Origin of the sequence: Flavobacterium sp. LHD-80, assembly GCF_030929605.1 — a bacterium.
Classification (GTDB): domain Bacteria; phylum Bacteroidota; class Bacteroidia; order Flavobacteriales; family Flavobacteriaceae; genus Flavobacterium.
In genome coordinates, this window is sequence record NZ_JAVFVS010000004.1 from 76458 (window position 1) to 93564 (window position 17107).

The following is a 17107-nucleotide window of genomic DNA, read 5'->3' on the forward strand; positions in this document are numbered from 1 at the left end:
CTATTGAAAAAGAATACTCTAAAATACTGTTTTTTTCTTGCTTTTTTATTCTTTTTGATAGCCTGTTCTACCAAGAAAAATACTTTTGTGAACAGAAATTCACATGCCTTAAGTACAAAATATAACATTTTGTATAACGGCGGCATTGGTCTTGAAAAAGGACTAAAATCAATTCAGGCCAATAATCAGGATAATTTTTGGAAAATTCTGCCAATTGAAAAAATGCAGTTTGACGAAAATTTTTCAGAGGGAGAAAAAACAAAAAATCCAGATTTTGAATTAGCAGAAACAAAAGCAACAAAAGCCATTCAGAAACACTCCATGAATATTGGAGGAAGAGAGAGAAATTATCAGATTGATGAAGCTTATTTAATGCTAGGAAAAGCCAGATATTATGATCAGCGTTTTATTCCAGCAATTGAGGCTTTCAATTATATTCTTTACAAATATCCAAACAGCAGTAATATTTATACGGCAAAAATCTGGCGCGAAAAAACAAATATGCGTTTAGGAAATGATGCGATTGTCATTAAAAATATCAATCTGCTGTTGAAGAAAACAGATTTAGACAAACAGACTTTTTCAGATGCAAATGCATTATTGGCGGAAGCTTTTTTAAATACAGAGCAAAAAGACAGTGCGGTAACTAAATTGAAAATTGCCGAAAAATTCACCAGAATTAACGAAGACAAAGCCAGATATCGTTTTATTTTAGGACAATTATATCAAGAATCAGGAAAAAGAGACAGTGCCGTTTACTTTTATAATGGCGTAATCGACATGAACCGAAAAGCCGATCGTAAATACATGATGCAAGCATATGCGAAAAAAGCGCAGATGTTTGATTATGAACACGACGATCAAAATATGTTTATTGATACCTATAATAAATTAGTTGAGGATCGTGAAAATAGACCTTACTATGATATTCTGTTTTATGAAATGGGTGTCTTTTTTGATAAAAATAATGAGCAGAAAGATGCGTTGGAATTTTACAATCGTTCGTTATCAAGAAAATCTAAAGACCCTTATCTAGTTGCGGCAACGTATAGAAATATTGGAAATATGTATTTTAGAAATACAGATTATACAATGGCTGCAAAATATTATGACAGTACTTTAGTAAAACTAAATCCAAAAACGAGAGAGTTTGCGTTTATCGAAAAAAATAGAAAAAATTTAGATAACGTAATTAAATACGAAGGAATTGCAAAACGCAACGACAGTATTATTAAGGTATATAATTTACCAGCCGAAGAACGAAAAACATACTTTGAAATTTATATCGCAGAACTTAAAAAGAACGACGATGCAAAACGTTTAGCTGAAGAAAAAGAGAAAGAAAAACTTGCAAACGTACAGCGCAACACAAATACAGGTGATGTTGCAACAGCTGTAAATCCTCAAGCGACTGGAAAACCAGATTTAACAGCGGGAGCGTTTAATCCGCCGGGAGCAAATGATGTTTCAAGCACTTTTTACTTTTATAATCCAACAACAGTTGCTTACGGAAAACTGCAATTCAGAAAAATGTGGGGAAATCGTGCTGTAGCTGGAAACTGGAGATTATCTTCATCAAAAACAATTGTCAATAAAAGATTAAGCGATTCTTTAAACATCAATCAAGATTCTATAAATGCACTGCAACAAGCTGTACCAGAAAAATATACAACTGCATTTTATGAAAAAAAGATTCCTACAAGTCCAGCAGTTATGGATAGTATTGGCAAAGAGCGAAACTTTGCGTATTATCAATTAGGACTTATTTATAAAGAAAAGTTTAAAGAATACAAATTAGCGAGCGATAAATTAGAGCAATTATTACAGAATAATCCTGAAGAGAAATTGGTTTTGCCATCGATGTATAATTTGTATAAAATTTATCAAATTACAGATCCGGCTAAGGCAGAAAGAATAAAATCTGAAATAACAACTAAATATTCGGGTTCGCGATATGCTCAGATTTTAAATAATGCGAATTCTGATGATCTAGCTTCGGCAGATAAGGAATATAAAAAATGGTACAAACTGTATGAGGAAGAACATTTTGATGAAGTTTTAAACAACATTGACAATTTGATTAATCAATATGCAGGTGAAGATATTGTTTCGAAATTCGAATTGCTTAAAGCAAGCACTTTAGGTAAAGTAGAAGGTTTGGCAGCATATAAAAAAGGATTGGAAAACGTTGCCGATAATTACCCAAATAGCGAAGAAGGAAAAGAGGCGCGTGAGATTTTGGAAAAACAAATTCCAACTTTAGAAAAACTTGATTTTACGGCAGTTGATGGCAAAAACTGGAAAATTTTATATCCGGTTTCGAATAACGATCTTAAAACGGTTAAAAAAATTGAAGAGGCAATTAGAGTATATATGCTGGTTGAAAATTTTGAAAGGTTAACAACTTCATTTGACAAATACAATAAAACAGAAAGTTTTGTAGTTATTCATGGTTTAAAATCAGAGGCATATGCCAAAGATGTTTCAGGAGTTTTGAGAGATGATAAAAAATATAAAATCTCGAATATGCCTATAATTATTTCAAGTGATAATTATAAGGTAGTGCAAATCAAAAAAAATCTTGAAACGTATTTAGCCCCAAAAACCCCATAAACCATGTTTGAAAAAGTCAAAAAAAGCAGTACAGAGAATTTAGGAAAAACCAACAGAATTGTAGAAGGAACTTCTATTGTTGGTGATATTGTTTCAAAAGCTGATTTTAGACTCGATGGGGAATTGATTGGGAATTTTACTTCGCAGGGAAAACTCGTTATTGGTGCATCAGGAATTGTGAAAGGAGAAATTATTTGTCATAATGCTGATATTGAAGGCGAATTTCAAGGAAAATTAAAAGTTTTAGAAGTCCTTAATATAAAAGGAACAGCACGCATTCATGGAGAAATTGCCGTTGGGAAATTATCTATAGAACCAGGAGCAGATTTTACTGCAACTTGTACAATGCTAAATTCTAATCCTGTAATACTATTAGAAGATGGAAAAGGAGCCGAATAATAATAGGAGAAACAAATGGCTTGCACTTATTAATATTCCTTTTCAAATGGGAGTAATTATTTTCTTGTTTTCTTATTTCGGAACATGGCTTGATGAAAATCATCCTAGCCCAAAAGTGTATTACAATACTATTTTTGTAATGGCCGGTGTAGGCCTTGCTTTATATAATGTTATCCGCCAAGTTAATGATATTAATAAAACAAAGTAATTTTGTCATTTATAGCAGCTTTAGATAAAAGTTGCATCTTTGCAAAAAATTACTTGAAATGTCATTAAAAAATTACAAACCTATTTTTCATTTATTTTGTTTTGCTGTTGTTGCCTGTATTGTGCACAAAGCAGCTTTCTATTTATTGGAAATTAATTTTCAAAAATTTCATTACAGCATAGAATTGCTCTATTTGATTTTTTTCGGATTAGCAGCTTTTTTATACCTTATATTATTAAAGGTAAAAACGAAGAATTTTGAAATCGTTGGAATGGTTTTCTTATTTGGCACTTTTACTCAAATGTTATTGGGATATTTAATTTTGCAGCCAATTTTAAAAATCAAAACCGAAACAGTCAATATTGAAAAAGTCAGTTTTTTTATAACATTTATTTTGTTTTTGTTATTTGAGACGCTTTTAACTGTCCGATTATTAAATGAAAAGCGTTAAAATCGCGAATATGTAAAACAAGGTTCAAAAATAATTTTTCATATCCTTTTGAATATTAATAAAAAATGTACCTTTGCACCAAATTTTAGAAACGTAAAAAAATAAGATTTTCCACGATATGGTGATTTCAAACAAACCACTCAGCTTTATTCTAGCAGCTTTTGTAGCTTCTCTACCAATTATGGGTTTTGCAAACTCAGAGAATGATTCAACGCATGTACAAACTGAAACGGCTCACGAAGAGAAAGTAATTTCACACGATGCTCCAGCTGAAGGAGAGCACGCAGTTGCTCTTGACCCAAAAGCAAAAGTAGATGCTTTCATTGATCACCACTTACAAGATTCTCACGATTTTGTTTTCTTTCAAGATGAAAAAGAAAACAAACACTTTGGTTTTCCATTACCAGTTATACTTATTGACGGAGGTTTAAAAGTTTTCTCTTCTTCAAAATTTCATTTCGGTGAAACAGTTGCAGAAGTTGATGGAAACTTCTACAAATTAGTTCACGGTAAAATTTACAAAACAGATGCAGCCGGAACAGTTACTTTTAACGAACACGGTCATCCGGAAAACGAAAAGCCGTTAGATTTTTCTATTACAAAAAATGTTGTTTCAATGCTTTTTGTTGCAATACTATTATTCTTCATGTTTACTGGTTTAGCAAAATCATATAAAAAAGGACCAATCCCAACTGGATTTGGAAGAGTTTTAGAGCCTCTTGTAATTTTCATTAGAGACGAAATTGCGGTTCCAAATATTGGAGAGAAAAAATACCGTAAATATATGGGATACCTATTAACTGTATTTTTCTTTGTTTGGGTTTTAAACTTATTAGGAATGACTCCTCTAGGAATTAACGTAACAGGAAACATAGCTATTACAGTTTGTTTAGCAGCCTTTACTTTTATCATCACACAATTCAGTGCAAACAAAGATTATTGGGGACACATCTTCTGGATGCCAGGAGTACCAGTTCCAATGAAAATTATTTTAGCACCAATTGAGGTTTTAGGAACATTAACAAAACCATTCGCATTATTAATTCGTTTGTACGCAAACATTACCGCAGGTCACGTAGTAATCATGAGTTTGATCGGAATGATTTTCGTTGGAAAAAATTTAGCGGCAGATTTGCCAATCTCTTTAGGATTGACATTGTTTATCTCTGTTATTGAAGTTTTAGTTGCATTTTTACAAGCATTTATTTTTACAATGTTGTCATCATTATTTATTGGTATGGCGGTTCAGGATCATGACCACGCTCACCACCATGAAGATGAAACAGCAATTATTTAATTTAGAAGTTTAATTTTATATATATAAATAGTTATGGGAACAATTCCAACTTTAGTAGGTGCTGGTTTAGTAGTAATCGGTGCAGGTTTAGGTTTAGGTAAAATCGGTGGATCTGCTATGGACGCTATTGCTCGTCAGCCAGAAGCTGCTGGTAAAATTCAAACTGCGATGATTATTATCGCGGCTTTATTAGAAGGTTTAGCATTTGCTGCTTTAATCTTAGGAAAATAATAAAGAAAGAACTAACAACATCTTTAACGGTTGGTTAAAGGTGTTGTTACTTTAAAAAAGAAATTAAATATTTAATATAGTTATAAAATGGATAAGTTAATTAACGATTTTTCATTCGGTTTATTCTTCTGGCAAGCTTTAATCTTGTTAGTATTAATTTTACTTTTAGTGAAATTTGCATGGAAACCAATTATGGAATCTATTACTGCAAGAGAAGAAGGTATTAAAAATGCATTGCTTTCTGCTGAAAATGCAAAGAGAGAAATGGAAAACTTACAAGCTGACAATCAAAGAATTTTGAATGAAGCTCGTGCAGAACGTGACGCGATGTTAAAAGAAGCTCGTGAAATGAAAGAGAAAATGATAGCTGATTCTAAAAACGAAGCACAAGAAGCTGGTCAAAAAATGATCGAGCAAGCTAAAGCTGCTATCGAAAGTGAAAAAAATGCTGCAATGGCTGAATTGAAATCTCAAGTTTCAAGTTTGTCATTAAGCATCGCTGAAAAATTATTGAAAGAAGAATTATCTAACAAAGAATCTCAAACTAAATTAGTTGAGAAAATGTTAGGTGACGTAAAGTTAAACTAAGATATGGCAAGTACAAGAGCAGCAATTCGTTATGCAAAAGCAATTCTGGACTTAGCAAACTCTAAAGGTGTTGCCGAAGCTGTCAATAACGATATGAAAACAATTGCTCAGGCAATTGAAACTAATACAGAATTGAGTACATTCATTCAAAACCCAACAACAACTGTTGAAGTTAAAGAAAGTGCTCTTTTAGAAGTTTTTGCAGATGTAAATGGTGTAACTAAAGGTTTATTCCATTTATTATTTGAAAACAAAAGGTTTGAAATTCTAGATGCAATTGCAAAAGAATACAACAAATTATTTGATGAAAACAATGGTGTTGAAGTAGCAAAAGTAACGACTGCAATTCCTATGGATGCTGCTTTAGAAGCTAAAGTTTTGGCAAAAGTTGCAACTTTATCAGATAAAAAAATTACAATTGAAAATATAGTAGATCCTTCAATCATTGGTGGATTTATTTTGAGAATAGGCGATAATCAATACAATGCCTCTGTTGCAAACAGATTACAAGTATTAAAAAGAGAGTTAAGTAATTAGTTTTATTACACATAAAAGTGTCTAAATTATAAATTAAGATGGCGGAAATCAAACCTGCTGAAATTTCAGCAATATTAAGAAAGCAAGTAGAAGGTTTTGAATCTGGTGCTACGCTAGAGGAAGTAGGAACAGTACTTCAAGTTGGAGATGGTATTGCTCGTGTTTACGGGCTATCTAATGTTCAATATGGTGAGTTAGTAGAATTTGATAACGGTATGGAAGGTATCGTATTGAATCTTGAAGAGGATAATGTTGGTGTGGTACTTTTAGGACCATCTACAGGAATTAAAGAAGGATCTACTGCAAAAAGAACTCAACGTATTGCTTCTCTTAAAGTAGGTGAGCAAATGGTAGGACGTGTAGTTAACACGCTTGGTTTTCCAATTGATGGAAAAGGACCAATCGGTGGAGATTTATACGAAATGCCTTTAGAAAGAAAAGCGCCAGGAGTTATTTTCCGTCAGCCAGTAACTGAGCCATTACAAACAGGAGTAAAAGCAGTTGATGCTATGATCCCAGTTGGACGTGGACAGCGTGAGCTTGTAATCGGTGACCGTCAAACAGGTAAATCAACTGTTTGTATCGATACAATCTTGAACCAAAAAGAATTTTATGATGCAGGAAAACCTGTATTCTGTATATATGTTGCAATTGGACAAAAAGCTTCAACTGTAGCAGGAATCGCTAAAATGTTAGAAGAAAAAGGAGCAATGGCTTATACAGTTATCGTTGCTGCTAATGCTTCTGATCCAGCTCCAATGCAAGTTTACGCTCCATTCGCTGGTGCTGCAATTGGAGAATACTTTAGAGATTCTGGTCGTCCAGCTCTTATCGTTTATGATGATTTATCTAAACAAGCTGTTGCTTACCGTGAGGTTTCTCTTTTATTAAGAAGACCACCGGGACGTGAGGCTTACCCTGGAGACGTTTTCTACTTACACTCTCGTTTATTAGAGCGTGCTTGTAAAGTAATCGCTGATGATGGTATCGCTAAAAACATGAACGATTTACCAGATTCTATCAAGTCTATCGTAAAAGGTGGTGGGTCATTAACTGCATTGCCAATTATCGAAACTCAAGCTGGTGACGTTTCTGCATATATCCCAACAAACGTAATTTCGATTACAGATGGTCAGATTTTCCTTGATGGAGATTTGTTCAACTCTGGGGTTCGTCCTGCAATCAACGTAGGTATCTCTGTATCTCGTGTTGGAGGTAATGCTCAAATTAAATCTATGAAGAAAGTTTCTGGAACTTTAAAATTAGACCAAGCTCAATTCCGTGAATTAGAAGCTTTCGCTAAATTTGGTTCTGACTTGGATTCAGTTACATTAAACGTAATTGAAAAAGGAAAAAGAAACGTTGAAATCTTGAAACAAGGTTTAAATGATCCTTATCCTGTTGAAAACCAAGTTGCAATTATTTACGCTGGTTCTAAAAACTTATTAAGAAACGTTCCTGTAAATAAAGTAAAAGAATTCGAAGCTGATTTCTTATCTTACTTAAACAGTAAACATAAAGATACGCTTAACGCGTTGAAAGCTGGTAAATTTGATGACAACATTACAGATGTTATCGAAAAAGCAGCAAAAGAAGTTTCAGCAAAATATAACTAAAAAAGTATTAAGTATAAGGTATTAAGTATTAAGGTTTTCCTGATACTTAGTACTTGATACTTAAGTCTTAATACTTAAAAAAAACAAATGGCAAATTTAAAGGAAATCCGTAATAGAATTACTTCCGTTTCATCGACGATGCAGATTACATCGGCTATGAAAATGGTTTCTGCTGCAAAGCTTAAGAAAGCACAAGATGCAATCACTGCGATGCGACCTTATGCCGAGAAATTAACTGAGTTATTGCAAAATCTTTCTGCTACACTTGATGGTGAAGTTGGAGGAGATTACACAACTCAACGTGAAGTAAAAAAAGTATTGCTTGTAGCGATAACTTCTAACAGAGGTTTATGTGGTGCATTCAATTCAAATGTAATTAAGGAGATTAAAAACCGTACTAATTTTTATGCAGGAAAGCAAGTTGATGTTTTTGCCATTGGTAAAAAAGGAGGCGATGCTTTAGTTAAAACGCATAAAATTCACGGGCATCATAATGCAATTTTTGATCATTTAACTTTTGAAAATGTTGCTGGAATTGCAGATAATTTGACTCAAAAATTCTTATCTGGAGAATATGATAGAATCGAATTAATCTACAATCAATTTAAAAATGCTGCGACACAAATTGTTCAAACAGAGCAGTTTTTACCGTTAGCTCCAATTAAATCTGATGCAGCAACTTCTACAGGAGATTATATTTACGAGCCTTCAAAAGAAGAAATTGTATTGACTTTGATTCCAAAATCGTTAAAAACGCAATTATACAAAGGTATTCGCGATTCATTTGCTTCAGAACACGGAGCGCGTATGACAGCTATGCACAAAGCAACTGACAACGCAACTGAATTAAGAAACCAATTGAAATTGACTTATAACAAAGCACGTCAAGCTGCAATTACAAACGAAATCTTAGAGATCGTTGGTGGAGCAGAAGCGTTGAACGGATAATAAGACATCTAAAAATAAAAAAAGAGCCAGCAAATATTTGCTGGCTCTTTTTTTGTGCAAAAAGGAAGCCGATACCCCCAAATATCGGCTTTAACTCTTTTATTTTTATATAGAAATTGAATTTTTTTGTCTGTTATAAAATGGTGATTCTCAATTTACCCAAAAATTGAGAATCAATACCATTTTATAAAATTATTGTACAGATTTATCACCTCTGTTTTGCTTTGTCTTTTATGGGAACAAACTAGCTTTATTAATCCCAATGCTCTGTTTTTTTGAGGGTTACATTTCAGCAGAATCAATCCCTTGTGCTTTGTCTTTTGTGGGAACAAACTAGCTTTATCCGTCCCAATGCTTTGCTTTTTTTAAGGGTTGTATTTTAGCTTTTCTCATTCCCTTTGATACAAAGTTAATACAGAAGCACTTGTAAAAATTTATATAATTTTTTTTCAATTTTATAGATTTCACATATGTCTTGTTTTGCAATTATTTATTAGGCGTAAGAAAAATTGAGTAATTTTGAAGTTTATCTTTTATTACAATGGAATTTCAAATACGAGAACTTACTACAATTGATGAAATGCTGGAGCAAATTGATACCATGCGATTTCTTTATCCTAAAATTTCAATAGAAAAATATAAATCATTCCTTTTAGAAATGGTGCCTCACAATTACATCCAAATTGGAGTTTTTGACAATGATGTTTGTTTAGGAATTACCGGCTGTTGGTCAGCAACAAAACTTTGGACGGGGAAATATCTTGAGATTGATAATTTTGTTGTTAATCCAGAACACAGATCTAAAGGAATTGGAAAATTATTGACCGATTATATTGATCAAAAAGCACTAGATTTAGGATGTAGCAGTATCGTTTTAGATGCTTTTACTGGAAATTTTGGTGCGCATCGTTTTTACTACAATCAAGGTTATGGTCCAAAAGGATTTCATTTTGTGAAAGTTCTGGACGAAAACAAACTTACTCAATAAAAAAACGCTGAACTGCTTTTATTGAACAGGCAAAATCATTAATAAACCAAAGAATTGGTTATTTTTGTTTTACGAACTTTATTATAAAATTATTTTGGGATTATATAAAAATCTATTCAAACAAACTGCGATTTACGGACTAGCAACGGTTTTACCAAGGATGCTTAGTTTTTTATTGGTCAGATTATATACAGGTATTTTACCAACTGCAGAATATGGCGAAGTTTCGATTGTTTTGTCTTGGATGGTTTTCTTTAATGTTGTTCTTTCTTACGGAATGGAGACTGCTTTTTTTAGATTCTACAGCGCCGAAGAAGACAAGAAAAATGTAATCGCAACTTCTACAATTTCGATTTTTTGGTCCTCAATTGGGTTTTTGTTCGCCGCTTTAATTTTTAGAAATACACTTGCAACTTGGGCCGAAGTTGATGCTCAATATGTTACTTATTCGGTTTGGATTTTAGTTCTGGATGCTTTGGTTTTAGTGCCCTTTTCAAAACTAAGAGCAAACCAAAGACCAATGGTTTATGCAGCAATCAAGATTGGAAATGTAATAATCAATTTATTACTGAACATTTTCTTTTTGATGTATTTGCCAAAACTTGCGGCTTCAAATCCTAACTCAGTTTGGGATAATTTATACGTGGAGAATTTCCAGATTGCTTATATTTTCATTGCAAATCTTCTGGCAAGTTTAGCCACTTTTATTGTGCTTTCGCCAAATTACCTTTCGCTTGGAAGAAAATTCGATCCAGAACTTTGGAGAAGAATGATGAAATACGGCCTTCCAATTTTGGTTGCTGGATTAGCATTTGCCGTAAATGAGCACTTTGATAAAATTTTGCTAGGATACTTACTTCCTGAAAATTTAGCAAAATCTGAAGTTGGAGCCTATTCTGCTTGTTACAAATTAGGGTTATTCATGGTTCTTTTTGCAACTGCTTTCAGATTAGGAATCGAGCCTTTCTTTTTCAGTCATGCTAAAAATGAAAATGCACCTCAGACGTATGCCGTAATCACTAAATATTTTGTGATTTTAGGATCATTGATTTTATTAGGCGTTATCGTTTTTGCAGATGTTTTAAAATATTTATTGTTAGATAATAAATCCTATTGGGAAGCAATGAAAGTTGTGCCGCTTATTATTTTGGCAAACTTCTTTTTAGGTATTTACAACAATTTATCAGTTTGGTATAAATTGACTGATAAAACAAAAATTGGAGCTTATATTTCTATTGTAGGTGCTATTGTAACTTTGGTTTTAAATTATTTTTTAATTCCAAAATACAGTTATTATGGATCGGCAATTGCCACTATTTCTGCCTACGGAAGCATGATGCTTATCTCCTATATTTTAGGAAATAAGTATTATCCAATTCCTTATGATATGAACAAGATTGGTGCTTATTTGGGCGTTTCAATAGTATTTTCGATAATTTCATTTTACGGATTCAGAGAGAAATATTATGTTGGAATTCCGCTTCTTTTAATTTTTATGTACATGGTTTATCATTATGAAAAAGATACCATTAAAGGAATACTAAAGAAAAAATAAGGCCGTTTAAATTTTAAAATACAAATGAAAATACAAATCATAAATAAATCACAGCACGACTTGCCAAACTACGAAACTATTGCTTCGGCAGGAATGGATTTGCGTGCTAATTTAACAGAATCAATTACACTAAAACCTTTAGAAAGAACCATTGTAAAAACAGGACTTTTTATTGAATTGCCAATTGGCTACGAAGCGCAGGTTAGACCAAGAAGCGGACTGGCAGCAAAAAAAGGCGTAACGGTTTTAAATTCTCCAGGAACGGTAGATGCCGACTACAGAGGTGAGATAGGTGTGATTTTGGTAAATTTATCAAATGAAGAATTCGTTGTTGAAAACGGAGAAAGAATCGCACAATTAATTATTGCCAAACACGAAAGAGCCGAGTGGATTGAAGTTGAAGAACTTTCAGAAACTTCAAGAGGAGCCGGCGGTTTTGGAAGTACAGGTGTTAAATAGTTTTTAGTCGCAGTTTGCGGTAATCAGTTCCGTACTTTGCGATCTTAAAACAAAAACAATTAAATAGCAAATGTCATAAAAAACCTTTGCGAACTTTGCGTTAAAATTAGAACCAACCTCAGAAGATTTAAAACATCTTCGCTAAAAAATAAATATAAAAATGAAAATAATCGTTCCAATGGCAGGCCGTGGATCAAGGCTTAGACCACATACTTTAACAGTTCCAAAACCATTAATCCCTGTTGCAGGAAAATCTATTGTTCACCGTTTAGTTGAAGATATTGCTAAAATATTAAAAGAACCAATCGAAGAAGTTGCTTTTATTTTAGGCGATGAAGCTTTTTTTGGTGAAGATGTTGTAACAAGTTTACAGGATTTGGCTAAAGGTCTTGGTGCAAAAGCTTCTATTTACCGTCAGGATTTGCCTTTAGGAACAGGTCACGCCATTATGTGTGCCAAAGAATCTTTATCTGGTCCAGCTGTTATTGCTTACGCAGATACTTTAATTAGAGCAGATTTTGAATTAGATCCTGCTGCTGATGCTGTAATTTGGGTAAAACAAGTGGATCAACCAGAAGCTTTTGGAGTTGTAAAACTAAACCAGAATAATGAAATTATAGAATTGGTTGAAAAACCAAAAGAGTTTGTAAGTGATTTAGCGGTTATCGGAATTTACTATTTCAAAGAAGTTGGAGATTTGAAAAAAGAACTTCAAGGCGTTTTAGATAATAACATCCAAAACGGAGGGGAATATCAAATCAATGACGGAATCAAAGCGATGATGGCAAACGGTAAAGTTTTCAAAACCGGCAGCGTTGACGAATGGATGGATTGCGGTAACAAAGATGTTACAGTTGAAACGAATTCAAGAATGCTTGGCTTTTTACATAATGACGGAGAGCATTTAGTAGATTATAATGTGACTTTAGAAAATTCAACAATTATTCCTCCATGTTATATTGGTGAAAATGTTGTACTGAAAAACACAACAGTTGGTCCAAATGTTTCTGTTGGAAAAGGATGCCGAATTACAGACAGTTCTATTAAAAATAGCTTAGTACAAACTTATTCTCAAATAAAAAACGCTAACTTAGACAATGCGATGATTGGAAATCATGTTAGTTATGACGGAAAGTTTACAAGCATAAGCATTGGAGATTATTCTGTTTTAGAATAAAAAAGAGGTTCAGCATTTTCTTTTTGGTTTAAAAATGAAATTATAAAAAGAATGAAAAAAAGCGTTTTGGTCATTTTATTTTTCGTTTTGCTTGGCAATTCATACTCGGTTTTGGCACAGACAGAACCAGAAGATATTGCTATGGCGCCCGATGAATATCAAGATGCTTTTTATGAATCTTTGAAACAAAAAGGAATTGAAAATTATGATAAAGCTATAGTATCATTAGAAAAATGTATAAAACTAAAACCTAATGATGCTGTCGCTTATTTTGAATTAGGAAAAAATTATATGTCTTTAAGAGACTATCAAAGTGCAAATACCGCCTTTGAAAAAGCCACGCAATTAAATCCTAAAAACAAATGGTATTGGCTTGGAATTTATGACGTAAGTTATGAAACCAAGAATTATCCGTTGGCAATCGAAACGATTCAAAAAATTATTGTTTTTGACGAAGAATATAAAGATGATTTGATATCGCTTTATATGATGACAAATCAATTTGATAAGGCGCTTGTTGCAATCAACGAAATGAACGATAAATTCGGAAAATCGGAAGATCGTGATCGTTATAAAATGCAGATTCTTTCTCAAGGGAAATATCAAAATGCCGAAATTTCCAATTTGATTGATCAGATTAAAAAGAATCCAAAGGAAGAATCGAATTATCTGAATCTGATCATTTTATATTCAAAATCAGATGATAATGACAAGGCTTTAGAAGTTGCGACAAAATTGGCTAAAGAAGTTCCAAATTCTGAATGGGCTCAAGTAAGTTTGTTTAAAACCTATTTAGATGCAAACCAGGCAGATAAAGCGATTAAGTCAATGAATATTATTTTGGCAAGTTCAAAAATTGATTCAAAAATTAAGCACAGAACTTTGAATGAATTTTTGATTTATACCAATAAAAATCCGCAATATGCTCCAGATTTGGAAAAAGCAATTTCTTATTTTGATAATGATCCAAATGTAGACGTTGCCAAAGAAATCGGAAAATTTTATCACAGCAAAGGTCAATATGAAAATGCAATTAAATATTATGAAAAAGATTTAAAAGCACATTCAGATACAGATCGTGAAACCAATTTGCTTTTGCTTGAAGCATATACTCAGGCAAAACAATTTGAGCCAATGACTAAAAGAGCAATGACGATGATTGAAGTTTATCCAAGTCAGCCACAGTTTTACTATTATGCGGGAGTTGGAAATAATCAGTTAAAACAATTTAAGAATGCAAAAACCGTTTTAGAAATGGGGCTTGATTATGTTGTTGATGATAAAAAGCTGGAATCAAATTTTAATATTCAATTAGGAGAGGCTTACAATGGATTAGGAGATGCCAAGAAAAAAGAGGAATACTTTTTGAAGGCTAGTGAGTTATTAAAACAAAAGAAGTAAGAAAAGATGAAAAGATACATGGCAATCGTATTGCTGTCGGTTTTAGTTATTTCATGTAAATCAAAAGCCGTAGCTGTACAAAACAATAATGTCAAGACAGAAGAAGCACCAAAGGAAGATAAAAAAGCAATTGAAAAACATTATAACAATAAGTTAGATTTTTCGACTTTAAACATCAAAGCCAGTGCAAAGTATGAAGATGAAAAGCAAAGCCAGAATGTTAGTGCTGATATTAAAATTGAAAAAGACAAGCAGATTCTAATAAGCGTTCGTTTCTTAGGAATTACAATGGCAAAAGCTTTGATAACGCCAACTACAGTGAGCTATTATGAAAAAGTAAAAGGCACTTATTATGAAGGTGATTTTACAAGTTTGAGCAAATGGCTGGGAACAGAACTGGATTACAGCAAAGTTCAGAATTTATTAGTAGGAGAAGCGCTTGACGATTTAAGAAAAGGAAAATATACGCAAACTATTGTCGAAAATCTTTTTAGATTAGAAGATGAAAAAGACAGCAAACTGAAAAAGGTATTTTATCTTGATTCTGAAAAATATTTAATTCAGAAAGAAGAAATTTCACAAGCCTCAGAAAACATAATGTTAGAGATTATGTATTCTGATATTAAAACATATAATCAGGGAACGCTCCCAACGAATATTGAAATTAATGCAGTGCAGCCAAAAGGAAAAACCAACATTAATTTAAATTATACTAATATTTCATTTAATGAAGAACTTTCTTTTCCTTATAGTGTTCCAAGTGGATATAAAAAAGTTTTAATTAAGTAAATTTGCAAAAAGAAAACAGAAACATGCCAAAATTTCTCCTAAGCCTAATTTTTATTTGTGCCACAACTTTTATGTGGGCACAGGATTCGCAGCAAGAAAAACTTGAACAGCGTAAAGCGCAAATTCAACAAGAAATTAGAGACAATGAAAAAATGTTGCAGTCGGTAAAGAAACAGGAAAAATCAGCTGTAAATGTATTCATGATTCAGGCGAATAAAATTAAGCTGAAAGAAAAGCTGATTAATACAACAGCAAAACAAGAAAGACTTTTAAGCAATGATATGTATATTAACCAAGTTCAGGTTAATAAACTGAAAAAAGAACTGGCAGTTTTAAAAGCGGATTATGCAAAAATGATTCTTAAATCATACAAAAGCCGTTCTGAGCAAAGCCGTGCCATGTTTATTTTATCTTCAGAAAGCTTTTTACAGGCTTATAAAAGAGCACAATATTTAAAACAATATACCAATTTTAGAAAAAATCAAGGTTTAGAAATTCAGTCTAAAACGGCTCAGTTAGTTGATTTTAATGCAAAATTGGATGGTCAGAGAAAAGTTAAGAAAAAAATTATTGCTGAAAATCAAAAAGAAAAACAGAGTTTAGAAGTTGAAAAGAAAGAACAGCAAAAATTAGTTAACTCGCTTAAAAAAGATAAAAACAAAATTATTGCCGATACAAGAAGCAAACAAGCAGAAGCAAAAAGAATTGACAGGCAAATTGATCGTTTGATTCGTGAAGCAATTGCTGAAGCTAATAGAAAAGCAGCTTTAGAAAGAGCAAAAGATAATCCAGGATCTACAGCATCAACAGCAGCAGTTTCTTCATCAAAAATTGCCTTAACGCCAGAAGGAAAAATCTTGGCAGCAGACTTTAAAGCAAACAGAGGAAAATTGCCTTGGCCAGTTGAAAAAGGATTTATTTCATTAGGTTATGGAGATCAGCCACACCCTTTACATCCTTCGATTACGGTTCATAATTCTGGTGTTGAAATCACAACAGAACAAGGTGCAACAGCGCGCGCGGTATTTGAAGGCGAGGTTTCAAGTGTAATTGTTTTATCTCCAATAAACAGAGCGGTTATGATTCAGCATGGAGATTATTTTACTGTATATCAAAACTTAAGTCAGGTATTTGTGACCAAAGGAGAAAAGGTTAATATCAAGCAAAGTATTGGAAAAGTAAGAACCAGCGGTGATACAGGAAAAACGATAATCAAATTTTTGATTCTTCAAAATACATCAAACAACAATCCGGAAGGATGGCTGCAAAACAGATAATAAAAAAGCGAGCTCAGTGGCTCCCTTTTTTTATTTGTTTAAGTTTGATTAATCGTATTGTTCTAATAAATATTTTATAACATCGGTTGTTGTCACGATTCCTTTAAGCTCGTCATGATCAACTACAGGTAAAGCATGAAAATCTTCTTTAGCAAAGATTTCTGCCAAATCTCTAATAATCATGTCTGACGGAACTGTTCTAGGTTTTGAAGTCATTATTTGAGAAATGGACAACATATCAAGAATAGCTTCGTCTGCGCCTTCTTGTCCGTCGAACAAAGCTCCAAAAGTAAGTCGGTTAATGTCGGTTCGGCTGATAATACCAACTACTTCCTTTCCCTTAACAATGGGAATATGTCGAATTGTATTTTTCTTTAATTTTTCAACTACCGTTTTTAAATCATCTTTTTCATTTGCAGTCACTACGGTTTTTGTCATAATGTGACTTATTGGTTCTCTCTTTTTCATGATAATAAGTTGTAATGTTTACATCAAAGTTCGAAAAAGAGATTTAATAAAAACATGATTTTTATCAGGTTTATCCTTTGATAATAAGTGTGTTATGTGTTTTTT

At 32.7% G+C, this 17107-nt stretch carries 18 protein-coding genes; 17 read left to right on the forward strand and 1 reads right to left on the reverse strand.

The features are described 5' to 3' along the window. Window positions 1-3 precede the first annotated feature (3 nt). The 17 genes from RB619_RS04900 to RB619_RS04980 all read left to right on the forward strand — a co-directional run bounded on the left by RB619_RS04900 (window position 4) and on the right by RB619_RS04980 (window position 16534). Complete coding sequence (locus RB619_RS04900) at window positions 4-2613, forward strand: tetratricopeptide repeat protein (protein WP_308094883.1); 2610 nt, start codon at window positions 4-6, stop codon at window positions 2611-2613. A 3-nt stretch (window positions 2614-2616) separates the two neighbouring features. Beyond that, window positions 2617-3012 carry a polymer-forming cytoskeletal protein gene (locus RB619_RS04905; protein ID WP_308094885.1) on the forward strand — a complete coding sequence of 132 codons (396 nt, stop codon included), beginning with the start codon at window positions 2617-2619 and terminating at the stop codon, window positions 3010-3012. Beyond that, the gene (locus tag RB619_RS04910) at window positions 2993-3220 is read left to right on the forward strand and encodes an AtpZ/AtpI family protein (protein ID WP_133523684.1); all 228 of its coding nucleotides are present in this window, start codon (window positions 2993-2995) and stop codon (window positions 3218-3220) included. Before RB619_RS04905 ends, RB619_RS04910 begins: the two co-directional genes overlap by 20 nt. Before the next feature lie 58 nt (window positions 3221-3278). Further along, on the forward strand, window positions 3279-3671 hold the full coding sequence (locus tag RB619_RS04915; protein ID WP_308094889.1) for a hypothetical protein: 393 nt from the start codon (window positions 3279-3281) through the stop codon (window positions 3669-3671). Window positions 3672-3789: 118 nt separating this feature from the next. Next, window positions 3790-4968, forward strand: a complete 1179-nt coding sequence (gene atpB, locus RB619_RS04920) for a F0F1 ATP synthase subunit A (protein WP_308094892.1) — start codon at window positions 3790-3792, stop codon at window positions 4966-4968. A 33-nt stretch (window positions 4969-5001) separates the two neighbouring features. Continuing rightward, window positions 5002-5199 carry an ATP synthase F0 subunit C gene (gene atpE / locus RB619_RS04925; protein WP_008465835.1) on the forward strand — a complete coding sequence of 66 codons (198 nt, stop codon included), beginning with the start codon at window positions 5002-5004 and terminating at the stop codon, window positions 5197-5199. A gap of 87 nt (window positions 5200-5286) precedes the next feature. Further along, entirely contained in the window at window positions 5287-5787 is a 501-nt protein-coding gene (locus RB619_RS04930; protein ID WP_057115503.1) for a F0F1 ATP synthase subunit B, read from the forward strand. A 3-nt stretch (window positions 5788-5790) separates the two neighbouring features. Then, window positions 5791-6324: an ATP synthase F1 subunit delta gene (atpH, locus tag RB619_RS04935; protein WP_308094896.1), complete on the forward strand. Its 534-nt coding sequence runs from the start codon at window positions 5791-5793 to the stop codon at window positions 6322-6324. A gap of 38 nt (window positions 6325-6362) precedes the next feature. After that, window positions 6363-7940 (forward strand): F0F1 ATP synthase subunit alpha, encoded by a 1578-nt coding sequence (gene atpA, locus RB619_RS04940; RefSeq protein WP_308094899.1) that lies wholly within the window; start codon window positions 6363-6365, stop codon window positions 7938-7940. A gap of 87 nt (window positions 7941-8027) precedes the next feature. Then, the gene (gene atpG / locus RB619_RS04945; protein WP_308094901.1) at window positions 8028-8888 is read left to right on the forward strand and encodes an ATP synthase F1 subunit gamma; all 861 of its coding nucleotides are present in this window, start codon (window positions 8028-8030) and stop codon (window positions 8886-8888) included. A gap of 541 nt (window positions 8889-9429) precedes the next feature. After that, window positions 9430-9876: a GNAT family N-acetyltransferase gene (locus RB619_RS04950; protein ID WP_308094904.1), complete on the forward strand. Its 447-nt coding sequence runs from the start codon at window positions 9430-9432 to the stop codon at window positions 9874-9876. 94 nt (window positions 9877-9970) lie between these two features. Further along, window positions 9971-11431, forward strand: a complete 1461-nt coding sequence (locus RB619_RS04955; RefSeq protein ID WP_308094907.1) for an oligosaccharide flippase family protein — start codon at window positions 9971-9973, stop codon at window positions 11429-11431. A gap of 24 nt (window positions 11432-11455) precedes the next feature. Beyond that, a complete protein-coding gene (dut, locus tag RB619_RS04960) occupies window positions 11456-11890 on the forward strand; it encodes a dUTP diphosphatase (RefSeq protein WP_035646609.1) in 435 nt (144 codons plus the stop codon). A 160-nt stretch (window positions 11891-12050) separates the two neighbouring features. Next, window positions 12051-13067, forward strand: coding sequence for a sugar phosphate nucleotidyltransferase (locus RB619_RS04965; protein WP_308094912.1), 1017 nt, complete (start codon window positions 12051-12053; stop codon window positions 13065-13067). A gap of 51 nt (window positions 13068-13118) precedes the next feature. Further along, entirely contained in the window at window positions 13119-14468 is a 1350-nt protein-coding gene (locus tag RB619_RS04970; RefSeq protein WP_308094915.1) for a tetratricopeptide repeat protein, read from the forward strand. A gap of 6 nt (window positions 14469-14474) precedes the next feature. Then, entirely contained in the window at window positions 14475-15257 is a 783-nt protein-coding gene (locus tag RB619_RS04975; protein WP_308094917.1) for a DUF4292 domain-containing protein, read from the forward strand. 23 nt (window positions 15258-15280) lie between these two features. After that, entirely contained in the window at window positions 15281-16534 is a 1254-nt protein-coding gene (locus RB619_RS04980; protein ID WP_308094919.1) for a peptidoglycan DD-metalloendopeptidase family protein, read from the forward strand. Between the two features lie 48 nt (window positions 16535-16582). Here the strand turns inward: RB619_RS04980 and RB619_RS04985 are convergent, their stop codons facing one another. After that, complete coding sequence (locus RB619_RS04985; protein ID WP_308094922.1) at window positions 16583-17002, reverse strand: CBS domain-containing protein; 420 nt, start codon at window positions 17000-17002, stop codon at window positions 16583-16585. Window positions 17003-17107 lie beyond the last annotated feature (105 nt).